Annotated in this window: 9 protein-coding genes, 1 tRNA gene and 1 pseudogene; 4 read left to right on the top strand and 7 right to left on the bottom strand. The window is 58.2% G+C overall.

The features are described from left to right. Positions 1-62: 62 nt before the first annotated feature. Genes KGB14_RS20640 through KGB14_RS20625 form a run of 4 tightly spaced genes read left to right on the top strand, consistent with a single transcriptional unit; the run spans position 63 to position 2,589 of the window. Positions 63-284: a tautomerase family protein gene (locus KGB14_RS20640; protein WP_223488545.1), complete on the top strand. Its 222-nt coding sequence runs from the start codon at positions 63-65 to the stop codon at positions 282-284. Then, positions 281-937, top strand: a complete 657-nt coding sequence (locus KGB14_RS20635) for a DsbA family oxidoreductase (protein WP_223488544.1) — start codon at positions 281-283, stop codon at positions 935-937. The genes KGB14_RS20640 and KGB14_RS20635 overlap by 4 nt, the downstream gene beginning before the upstream one ends. Positions 938-978: 41 nt before the next feature. Beyond that, on the top strand, positions 979-1,689 hold the full coding sequence (locus KGB14_RS20630; protein WP_223488543.1) for an SDR family NAD(P)-dependent oxidoreductase: 711 nt from the start codon (positions 979-981) through the stop codon (positions 1,687-1,689). 57 nt (positions 1,690-1,746) lie between these two features. Next, positions 1,747-2,589, top strand: coding sequence for an oxidoreductase (locus KGB14_RS20625; RefSeq protein WP_223488542.1), 843 nt, complete (start codon positions 1,747-1,749; stop codon positions 2,587-2,589). Between the two features lie 81 nt (positions 2,590-2,670). Here KGB14_RS20625 and KGB14_RS20620 read toward each other — a convergent pair. The 7 genes and pseudogenes from KGB14_RS20620 to KGB14_RS20590 form a co-directional block, all read right to left on the bottom strand. Beyond that, positions 2,671-2,746, bottom strand: a tRNA-Thr gene (locus tag KGB14_RS20620). A gap of 78 nt (positions 2,747-2,824) precedes the next feature. Next, positions 2,825-2,953 (bottom strand): annotated as a pseudogene (locus KGB14_RS20615) (FkbM family methyltransferase); the annotation flags it as partial. Between the two features lie 243 nt (positions 2,954-3,196). Next, positions 3,197-4,429: a methyltransferase gene (locus KGB14_RS20610; RefSeq protein ID WP_223488541.1), complete on the bottom strand. Its 1,233-nt coding sequence runs from the start codon at positions 4,427-4,429 to the stop codon at positions 3,197-3,199. Beyond that, positions 4,410-5,099, bottom strand: a complete 690-nt coding sequence (locus tag KGB14_RS20605; protein WP_223488540.1) for an ABC transporter permease — start codon at positions 5,097-5,099, stop codon at positions 4,410-4,412. The genes KGB14_RS20610 and KGB14_RS20605 overlap by 20 nt, the downstream gene beginning before the upstream one ends. Beyond that, positions 5,096-5,791 (bottom strand): ABC transporter permease, encoded by a 696-nt coding sequence (locus KGB14_RS20600; protein ID WP_223488539.1) that lies wholly within the window; start codon positions 5,789-5,791, stop codon positions 5,096-5,098. Before KGB14_RS20600 ends, KGB14_RS20605 begins: the two co-directional genes overlap by 4 nt. A gap of 78 nt (positions 5,792-5,869) precedes the next feature. Beyond that, on the bottom strand, positions 5,870-6,616 hold the full coding sequence (locus tag KGB14_RS20595) for an ABC transporter substrate-binding protein (protein WP_223488538.1): 747 nt from the start codon (positions 6,614-6,616) through the stop codon (positions 5,870-5,872). Positions 6,617-6,629: 13 nt separating this feature from the next. Next, complete coding sequence (locus KGB14_RS20590) at positions 6,630-7,403, bottom strand: ABC transporter ATP-binding protein (RefSeq protein WP_223488537.1); 774 nt, start codon at positions 7,401-7,403, stop codon at positions 6,630-6,632. Positions 7,404-7,915: the final 512 nt, after the last annotated feature.

The raw sequence follows: 7,915 nt of genomic DNA, 5'->3' as shown, positions 1-7,915 counted from the left end.
AGATGTGTATAAGACCGGCACCTACCCCTTCACCCCGAAGGGAAGGTCACTGGAGACTCATCATGCCTTTTGTCAGCGTACGCATTACCCGCGATGGCGTTACCTCAGAGCAGAAAGCTCAGGTGATCGCCGAAATCACTGAAACCTTAGAACGCGTCCTCAATAAACGCCCGGACCTGACCCACATCGTGATCGAGGAAGTCGACACCGATAACTGGGGCTATGCCGGGATCACCACCACCCAGTACCGAAAGCAATTGGCTGAGTCGGACGGGCAATCATGACCGCGTCCGTCACCATCGATTTCGTCTCCGATGTGGTGTGCCCCTGGTGTGCCTTGGGCGCGACGGCGCTGGAGCAAGCGATCGAGAACGTGGCCGGGGAAGTCTCCGTCGAGCTGACCTTCAAGCCCTTCGAATTGAACCCGGACATGCCGGTGGAAGGCGAGAACGCGGTCGAGCACTTGATGCGCAAATACGGGCGCAGCGCTGAAGAAGTCGCCGCCGGCAAAGCGATGCAGATCGCTCGCGGTGAGGCCATCGGGTTCAAGTTCGATCTGGAGAAGCGCACCCATTTCTACAACACGTTTGATGCTCATCGGCTGTTGTTGTGGGCGTTGCAGGAAGGGCGGCAGATTGCGCTCAAGCGAGCATTGCTGCGTGCTTACTTCGCCGCCGGCCAGAACCCGAGCGATCACCAGACGCTGGTGCGTCTGGCGGCTGAGGCGGGACTGGATGCAGAGCGTGCGGGCGAAGTGCTGGCGTCTGGAGCGTTCGCCAACGAGGTGCGTGAGCTTGAGGCGTTTTACCGCGAGCGCGGCATCAATTCGGTACCGGCCATGGTGCTTAACGGTCGTCACCTGGTGTCCGGTTCGCAATCGGTCGAGTACTACGAACAGATGCTGAGGCAAATGGCACAGGCCCCCGCCGAAGCTTGATTGATCACTTTTTAACCATCATTTATTAGTAGAGGTTCATCATGAGCAATTCGAAAAAAGTCATCGTTATTACTGGCGCCTCCCAAGGTCTCGGCGCAGGCATGGTCAAGGCTTTCCGTGATCTCGATTATCGGGTGGTCGCTACATCGCGTTCGATCCAGCCATCCACCGACCCGGACATCCTCACCGTTGCCGGCGACATCGGCGACCCGGCAATCGCCCAGCGAGTCATCCGTGAAGCGATCGAACGTTTCGGCCGCGTCGACACCCTGATCAACAACGCCGGAATCTTCGTCGCCAAACCGTTCACCGCCTACACCCAAGAAGACTACGCCGCTGTGCTGTCGGTGAACCTGAATGGCTTCTTTTACATCACCCAACTCGCGATCACCGAGATGGAAAAACAAGGCCGCGGCCACGTCGTCAACATCACCACCAGCCTGACGGACCACGCCATCGACGGCGTACCGTCGGTACTGGCGTCGTTGACCAAGGGTGGTTTGAACGCAGCGACCAAATCCCTGGCCATTGAGTACGCCAAGCGCGGGATTCGGGTGAATGCGGTCAGCCCAGGGATCATCAAAACGCCGATGCATGGTGAGGAAACTCACGAAGCCCTGGGGAATCTGCACCCGGTTGGGCACATGGGTGAGATCAGCGACATTGCGCAGGCTGTTGTTTATCTGGACAGCGCCAACTTTGTCACCGGCGAGATCTTGCATGTCGATGGTGGGCAGAGTGCGGGTCACTAAGAGCCGTCCACAGCGCCGTCGATCATTGTCGACGGCGCTGTCATTGGAGCGCGCACTATGAGTACTCAAGTACACAAGGTTTTTCTGATCACCGGTGTCAGTTCAGGTTTCGGCCTGGCGTTTTCGCAAGCCGCATTGGCGGCAGGGCATACGGTGGTGGGTACGGTGCGGCGCGAATCCGAGTGTGCCGCGTTCGAGGCGCTGGACGCCCATCGAGCCAAAGCGTTCGTGCTCGACGTCACCGATTACCCGGCAATCGAGCCGCTGGTAGCCGATGTCCTGCGCGAGGTGGGCCGGATCGACGTGTTGGTGAATAACGCTGGCTATGGTCATGAAGGCATTCTCGAGGAATCGCCGCTGACTGAAATGCAGCGCCAGTTCGATGTCAATGTGTTTGGCGCGGTGGCCATGATCAAAGCGGTTCTGCCTGGTATGCGTGAGCGGCGCAGTGGGCACATCATCAACATCACCTCCATGGCCGGCTACATCACCTTGCCGGGAATCGCCTACTACAGCGGCAGTAAATTCGCCCTGGAAGGTGTCAGCGGAGCGCTGGCTGAAGAAGTAGAAAGCCTGGGTATCCACGTGACCGCTATGGCACCTGGGTCGTTCCGTACCGAATGGGCGGGGCGCTCGATGATCCGTTCCGGTCGCACTTTGAGTGACTATGACCCGGTGTTCGATCCGGTCCGCAAGGCGCGTAAAGAGAAGAGTGGCAAGCAGGCTGGTGATCCGCACAAGGCGGCGCAGGCATTATTGACCCTGGTCGCCGCCGAAAAGCCGCCGGTTCATCTATTGCTAGGCAAGGATGCGGTAAGGCTGGTGCGCGAAAAGATTGCGCAACTTCAGGCGGAAATCGACGAATGGGAGCACCTTTCGGCGTCGACGGCGTTCGATTGATTACCGCCCCTGCTGCAAAAAAAAAATCAAAACCCCAGAAACAACAAAGCCCTCGCATTTCTGCGAGGGCTTTGTTTTGTATGGTGCCGGCACCAGGAGTCGAACCCGGGACCTACTGATTACAAGTCAGTTGCTCTACCAACTGAGCTATACCGGCGTGTTAGGGCGACGATTATAGCGATTGGGTTGGTTCTGTAAACCCCTGAATTCAGACTATTTTTGCGCAGGCGTCTGGTCAGGCGCGAACCAGTACTTTCTTGAGTTTCTGAAGGGTGCGCCAGGCTCGGCTGTTTTGCATGGCTCGCAGCTGCGCTTCGGCGTGTTCGGCGCGTTGCAGGGCGGCGGCGAGGTGGTTTTCGAAGTCGATTTTCATCCGGTATTCGGCAGTTATGTCGTTTTGATGAAATGCTTATGCACAATGGACCAGGGGCGATTGTCTGTTCATTTCGATTTTGTAGACTCGTTCTCATTTGTCCGCAAATGCCTGTTTTGCAGGTTTTTTATTTGTGTGAACAAAAAATGACCAGTAGCGTTTCAGGCGTAAAACAGCGTAGATATTGGATCCACGATAATTCCATCAACAGAGTTATCCACAGGCTGTGGCTGTTTAAGGGCGTTCTGCGAGGAGCAAAAAATTTCGCGGTGTGAGCAGGGTTTCACAGAAGGTGCCGAGGCGAACGGCGTAACCCTGCTCTATGAGGAAAAGTGCCCGATCAAGTACCAGCCACAGCTCCAGCGGCCGTCGGAAAAGGCCTCGCAACAGCTCCAGGTTGCGCACTTCGGCCAATCGCTGCCAACCGGCGGTTTCGAGTGTAGTCCAATCTGGCGCGTCGACTGTGGATAAGTCTTTGAGTGCAGCCAGATCGCGACAGTAATCGGCGAAAGGTTTGTCCAGCCAGGCGCTGGGCAGGGAAGGGGTCGGCAGGTATTCGTCGACGCCGCGCAGTTGTCGTTGCAGCAGGTCAAAGGCCAGGCGTCGGGCCATTGAGGTGTCGCGCTGGCGTCGGACGCGAGCACCGGCGGTGACGGTTTCGCTCATCGGCAGCGCCAGATCATCGAGGGAGAGATGTAGGTCGGAGCGCTCAGCCGCACAGGAAAGCGGCTGATAGGTGTTCAGACTGATCCGGTTGTAACAGCACGGTGCGATGGCCAGTTGTTTGCAATTGGCGGCGCTGGCGAGCTGAATCAGTCGCACATGCAGATCACCGCAGGCGTGCAGCGCGACAGGCGTGTGATCGGCGTTCAATAAAGAGGCGGCGCCAGGCGCGAGCACATCCTGCTCGACATGCAGCGCATGCAATTGATGACGCTGGCTGAGCGCCTGGCCGCTGGCGACCAGCGCCGGGTCGTATTCCAGGCAGGTCAGTTGTTGCCCGGCTTGCAGCAGGCGTCGCCCCAAATGGCCTTTGCCTGAACACCAATCCAGCCAATGCTTGGGTGCTGAAGCGAACCCCAACCGACTGGCGAAGGCTTCGATCTGCTGCCACTTGCGCCCCGGAACATCCACGTTCAATCGATGACCAGCCGCTTCCAGCGCATGCGTCGGCAATTCACCCAGCGCGCTCAGTTCAAGAGACATTGCCGCCAATGAAGCAAACGGTTCCGGCGCATCGAGCAAGCAAGGTTGGTTATGACTGTTTTCCGCATCCTCCAGCGACCGCCCGCGTAGCCAAAACCCCAACTCCGGGCAGGACGATTCCCAAGGCAATTGCAGATGAGTAAACGGTCGAGGCTTCCACAGCGCCTGATGCTCAATCAGAAAAGCATCCAGCGCAGTGAAGCGGGCGAGCAGGGACTCGCCCGTCAGCACGCAGGAGGAATCAACGCCCTTGGCAGGCATCGACGCGCAGCCCGCGCTCCAGCAGCTTGAAGCCGCGAACCAGCACGTAAGCCATCAGCAGATAGAACATGCCCGCGGCGAAGAAGATCTCCACCGGCAGGTAGGTGCGAGCAATGATGGTGCGGGCCATACCGGTCAGTTCCATAAGGGTCACGGTGCTGGCCAGGGCGCTGGCCTTGAGCATCAGGATCACTTCGTTGCTGTACGCCGGCAGGCCGATGCGCGCGGCACGGGGCAGCATGATGTAGAACAGCGCTTTGGCCCGGGACATGCCCAGTGCCCGTGCCGCTTCGATTTCGCCCGGTGGAATCGCCTGGATCGCGCCGCGCAGGATCTCGGCGATGTAGGCCGCGGTGTGCAGGGTCATGGTCGCCGTGGCGCACCAGAACGGATCGCGCAGATACGGCCACATCGAGCTGTTACGCACTGCGTCGAACTGCGCCAGGCCGTAGTAGACCAGAAACAGCTGAACCAACAACGGTGTGCCACGGAAAAAGAAGATGTAGCCGTAGGGGAATGCCCGCACGTACCAGAGTCGCGACGAGCGAGCGATGCCCAGCGGAATTGCCAGCAGCAACCCGGCGATCACGGCGATGGCTACCAACTCCAGGGTCAGCGTCGCGCCATGAGCCAGTTTCGGCAGCCACTTGATGATGACTTCCCAGTTCATTGAGTGCTCCTCGCGAAGCCGCGAGCGGCGCGTCGTTCCATAAAATGCATGCCGGTCATGGCCAGAATGGTCAGGCCCAGATACATGAAGGCGGCCACCATATAGAAGGTGAACGGTTGCTTGGACACGGTCACGCCGATTTGAGCATGACGCATGATTTCTTCCAGGCCGATGACGGAGACCAGTGCAGTGTCTTTCATCAGGATCATGAACAGGTTGCCCAGGCCGGGAAGGGCGATGCGCCACATTTGCGGCATGATCAACCGGGTGAAGATGCGAAATTTCGACAGGCCCAGGGCCACGCCGGCTTCACGGTGACCTTTGGGGATCGCCAGAATCGCACCACGAAACACTTCCGTCGCGTAGGCGCCGAAGCACAGCCCCAGCGCAATCACACCGGCGGCGAAGGCGTTGAGTTCGAGGTCGGGGTTGCCGAAGAACTCGCCCAGGGCACGCATCAGGTTGACCGTGCCAAAGTAGATCAACAGCACCCAGAGCAATTCCGGGATGCCGCGAACCAGCGTTGAATAAGTACCGCCAAGCCATTGCAGCGGCTTGTACGGGGAAGTTTTGGCCAAGGCGCCGAGCAGACCGAGCACCAGCCCCAGGCACAAGGCCGAGAGTGCCAGTTTCACAGTCATCAGCGCGCCAGCGGCGAGCGCCGGGCCGAATCCGTAGAGGTCGATAATCATGGCTTTCTTTTCAAATCGCGGCAGGCAAGGCCAAAGACTGGCGCCGTCAGCGAACGGCGCCGGTCAGGCAGGTCAGAATCAATAGATGCTGAACGGAAAGTACTTGTCGTTGATCTTTTTGTAGGTGCCGTCAGCGACGATCTCTTTCAGTGCGCTGTTCAGCTTGTCGCGGATCGGGTCGTTCTTGCGAACAGCGATACCGATCTTGTCGCTTTCTTCCACTGGATCGCCCTTGAATTCGTAAGGACGGCCGGCGTCGCTTTTCAGCCACTCGTAGTTGACGTACTTGTCGGCCAGGATGCCGTCCAGACGACCCGAAGTCAGGTCCAGATAGGCGTTTTCCTGGGTGTCGTAGAGTTTGACTTCAACGCCTTCCATGTTGTCTTCCAGCCAGGTGCCGGCCAGAGTCGCACGTTGTGCGCCAATCACTTTGCCTTGCAGGGAAGCCTTGTCGGTTTTGAAGTCGACGTCTTTCTTGGCGATGAATTGCAGCTTGTTGGAGTAGTACGGGGCGGTGAAATCCACCGCTTGCTTGCGCTCGTCGGTGATCGACATCGAGGAGATCAGGAAGTCGAACTTCTTGGCGTTCAGGGCCGGGATGATGCCGTCCCAGTCGGACGTGACCACGGTGCACTCGACTTTCATCTTGGCGCACAGGGCGTCGCCGATGTCTTTGTCGAAGCCGACGACATTGCCACTGGCATCTTTGTTGTTGAACGGTGGGTAGGCCGCTTCGATGCCCATCTTCAAGGTCTCGGCGGCGGCACCGGCGCTGAAGGCCAGGGTGACAGCAGCGGCCAGGAAGATTTTTTTGTAGTTCTGCATGCGGGTAGCTCCGTTAGCGGTTGCTGGACATGAATTGTTTGCAGCGCGCAGAAAGCGGGTTTTCAAACACCTGCTGCGGCGATCCTTGTTCTTCTACCAGGCCCTGGTGGAGGAACACCACTTCGCTGGAAACCTGACGGGCGAAGCCCATTTCATGAGTCACGAGCAGCATGGTGCGACCTTCTTCGGCCAATGCGCGAATGACATTAAGTACTTCCTGGACCATTTCCGGGTCAAGGGCGGAGGTGGGCTCGTCGAACAGAATCACCTTGGGCTGCATCGCCAGGGTACGGGCGATAGCCGCGCGTTGCTGTTGGCCGCCGGAGAGTTGCGCCGGGTAAGCGTGGCGCTTGTCAGCGATGCCGACCTTGGCCAGCAGGGCTTCGGCGACTTCAATGGCTTCGGCTTTGCTTTGGCCGAGCACGCGGCGCGGGGCTTCGATGATGTTGTCGAGCACGCTCATGTGCGGCCAGAGATTAAAGTTTTGAAATACAAAACCGATCTCGCTGCGCAGGCGATTGATCTGCTTGCCGTCGGCGGCAACCAGTTCGCCGTTCTTGGAGGCCTTAAGTTTGAGTTCTTCGCCGGCCACCAGAATCTGGCCCTGGTGCGGGTTTTCCAGCAGGTTGATGCAACGCAGGAATGTGGACTTGCCGGAACCGGAGGAACCCAGGATCGAGATCACATCGCCGTCGCGGGCGGTCAGCGAGATGCCTTTGAGCACCTCCAGCTGTCCGTAGCGTTTGTGCAAGTTGCGGATTTCAAGCGCGGGCGTGGCCTCAGCCATGTGCGTTCCTCATAGTGTGTTGCGCTCCTGCTGTTGGCGGCCTTCCTGGCGAGGCGGCCAAGCTAGCATAGCGTTCGAATGGCAGCCAACAGCGCTACGGACGGTAAACAGGTGGCATGTGGCAGGTTGTCGCATCGGCACAGCAGACTGTCGCCCCATCAACAACCGAACAGCCGTTTGAACACGCTTCGGCGCGGCTGTCGCGTAAAAAAAGGCGCGATGTTGCCAGCTTTGGCAGGGTGTTGGAAGCGCTAACCGGACAAACGTACCTGAAGTGCACTTTTATTGTGCGTGCGTGTATTTCTTGATGTGCTTTTTGGTGCGCTCATTCGTTACCGAAGTGGGTGGCAGAGTAACGCTCTGGCTAAATGCCATTAATCTCAATGACTTGCGATGACGGCTCGATCAGCGCGCAGGCCCCGTGTCACGGGAGCATGAAACATTTTGGCGCAATTATTGCGTGCAGAATAAGAAACGCCCTGTTGGATTCTTTTTACGAGAAGGAATGTCAG

The organism is Pseudomonas sp. A-RE-19 (genome assembly GCF_019956555.1).
In the GTDB taxonomy this organism is placed as follows: Bacteria; Pseudomonadota; Gammaproteobacteria; order Pseudomonadales; family Pseudomonadaceae; genus Aquipseudomonas.
The sequence above is the reverse complement of the archived record's forward strand: the minus strand, read 5'-3'. Positions and strand labels throughout refer to the sequence as shown.